This window comes from Paracoccus sp. MC1854 (genome assembly GCF_014164635.1).
In the GTDB taxonomy this organism is placed as follows: domain Bacteria; phylum Pseudomonadota; class Alphaproteobacteria; order Rhodobacterales; family Rhodobacteraceae; genus Paracoccus.
In genome coordinates this window covers 1-1,255 of sequence record NZ_JACJFU010000114.1, presented here as the reverse complement: position 1 = coordinate 1,255, position 1,255 = coordinate 1, and the positions used below count along the sequence as shown (strand labels likewise).

Below are 1,255 nucleotides of genomic sequence, written 5' to 3'. Positions count from 1 at the left end.
CAACGGCCCGGCGTTCGTGGCCACCGCGCTGCGCGACCGGATCGCCGCGGCCGGCGCCGGAACGGCCTCTGTCGAGCCTGGATCCCCCGGGGAGGGAGGAGGATCAGGAAACGGTCCGGGGGACTGTTTGCCCGACGACGGGCCGCTGCGAGAGCTTCACCGCCAAGCTGCGCGACGAGCGGCTCACCGGCGACATCCTCTGCAGCCTCGCCGCGGCGAAGATCGTCCTCGCGGCGGGGCGCCGCCCTTGCACCACAAAGCGCCCGCATTCCTCCCCGGGCGAGCGGCCCCCCGCTCCCGAGGTCCCGCAGGGACCGCCTTCGCCACCCGGAGCATGGCGCCAGCACCCGTCATGCACCAAGATCGGAAAGGGACCACCCCAGCAGGGCAGGCCAAAAGCCTACTTCAGGGAGGACCACTTTTCAGGGGGCAGACCATTTGTGAAAACCCTCAAACGCGACTACGTCCCCATCACACCCTTGCCCGACGCTCGCACGGTGATCGAGTTCGTCGACGGATGGATTGCCGACTACAATCCTGCTTCATTACACCCATCTGTCTATGCTGTTGAGGTAAGTAGATCTTTCTGATCGGGGTCCGATCCTGCGGGGTATTTTGGGTTCTGTCGGGCTCGGTGAACGAGCCTCTGGGCTGCCGGATGTCCGAGTTCCGAGCGATCGAAGATCCACGGGCCGTCCGGTAGCGGATGAATGCCCTGGATGTGGCCAGCTTCGGCGGCGAGTCTGAGGGTCTTCGTTGTAACGCCGAGCAGGCGCGCGGCGTTGGTCAGGTTGAGCCAAGGCTCGATGCCGTTCGGAGCCGGGCGGAACACGGGGATCTTGTGATGCGACCGGAGTGCGGTGACGCGCTCGCGGGTCCATCGGTTACCATGGCCGGTCAGCAGACCGTTGCGGTTGAGGATGCCGGCAATCAGGTCATCGGAGGCGATGAGCGTGAGGTAGCGCACCGCGGCGATGATCTCGGGGGCCGTGCTGTTGCGCTGGCCTCGACGCCGCTTCGTCAGGCGCAGCTCGGTATGCACGCCGCCGATCCAGTGGATCAGAAGGACGATCTCGGAGGCGCTGTCGTCGATGTCGGCGACCACCTCGAGGATGACGGTGCGCACGATGCTGCGCGACAAACAGGATGAGATTCCGCGTCAACCTGGATGAGACGCCGCGGTGGGCATGTGACGGAGGAGGGCGTAGCCCCGACCGGAGGCGCACGCCCACCGCAGCGGGCATTTTGCGTCTGT

The 1,255-nt window shown here is 66.1% G+C and carries 1 protein-coding gene and 1 pseudogene; one reads left to right on the top strand and one right to left on the bottom strand.

What is annotated here, in order from left to right:
* Nucleotides 1-68: 68 nt before the first annotated feature.
* A pseudogene (locus tag H5395_RS19685) lies at nucleotides 69-281 on the top strand (integrase core domain-containing protein); the annotation flags it as partial.
* A 278-nt stretch (nucleotides 282-559) separates the two neighbouring features.
* Here H5395_RS19685 and H5395_RS18310 read toward each other — a convergent pair.
* Nucleotides 560-1,126, bottom strand: coding sequence for a hypothetical protein (locus H5395_RS18310; RefSeq protein ID WP_255440819.1), 567 nt, complete (start codon nucleotides 1,124-1,126; stop codon nucleotides 560-562).
* Nucleotides 1,127-1,255 lie beyond the last annotated feature (129 nt).